This window comes from Mesorhizobium sp. M1E.F.Ca.ET.041.01.1.1, from assembly GCF_003997355.1.
Taxonomy (GTDB): domain Bacteria; phylum Pseudomonadota; class Alphaproteobacteria; order Rhizobiales; family Rhizobiaceae; genus Mesorhizobium.
Genome location: NZ_RZSL01001104.1, coordinates 1 through 955 on the forward strand (window position 1 = coordinate 1; position 955 = coordinate 955).

General features: G+C 66.6%; 1 protein-coding gene and 1 pseudogene. Both read right to left on the reverse strand.

The features are described 5' to 3' along the window. A partial coding sequence (locus EOA38_RS37695) for a DNA polymerase III subunit delta' (protein WP_127301594.1) occupies positions 1-638 on the reverse strand: 638 nt, incomplete at its 3' end. Then, positions 635-955 (reverse strand): annotated as a pseudogene (locus EOA38_RS37700) (thymidylate kinase); the annotation flags it as partial. The pseudogene EOA38_RS37700 and the gene EOA38_RS37695, both read right to left, overlap by 4 nt.

The window sequence follows — 955 nt, forward strand, 5'->3', positions numbered from 1 at the left end:
ATGCCTTCCAGCACCGCCATCAGTTCGTCCGCGGCGAGCGGCGTCAGCCGCACCATCTGGCAGCGCGAGCGGATCGTCGGCAAAAGGCTGCCCGGCGCGTGCACGATCAGGATGAACAGGGTGCGCGCCGGCGGCTCCTCGAGATTCTTGAGCAAGGCATTGGCGGCATTGGTGTTCATGTCGTCCGCCGGATCGACGATGACGACGCGGTAGCTGCCGTCGTGCGAGGTCATCGACAGGAAGCGGCTGACCTTGCGGATCTCGTCGACGGTAAGCACCGTCTTGAAGCTCTTGGTCTTGTCGTTGGCCGGCCGCGTGAGATGCAGCACCGAAGGATGCGCCCCGGTGGCGATCAGGCGAAACAGCGACGATGCCGGATCGGGGACGGCGAGCGTGCCAGGCGCGGCCGTGAAGTCCGGATATTTGAGAACATGGTGCGCCAGATGGAAGGCGAGCGTCGCCTTGCCGATACCGAGCGGCCCGGTCAGGATCAGCGCGTGCGGCAGCTTGCCGGCGCGGTAGGCGGCGGCAAGCATGCCCGCCGCCTGCGCATGGCCGATGAGCCGCGGCGTTTCCGACGGCTCGGGAACGCCGTCCAGCGTGTCGTGCTGTTCGGGAGCGATGCGTTCGAAGATCATGCCGGCGCCGTCTGCTTGCTTTGCACCCGCATCCGCTTTTCCAGCACCGCGAAAACGGCCGTGGTGACGACGTTCTCCACCGTTTCGGGATCGGCCGCCGCATCGATCACGATGCAGCGGTCCGGCTCCGCCTCGGCGATCGCCAGGAAAGCCTCGCGCCGACGCTGGTGAACCGCGAGCGTTTCTTTCTCGAAACGGTCGGCGCTGTCGCCGACGCCGCGGCGCGCCGCCGCACGCTTCAGCCCTTCGGCCGGATCGATATCGAAGATCAGCGTCATGTCGGGAACCATGCCGCTGATGGCGACAGTTTCCAGCGC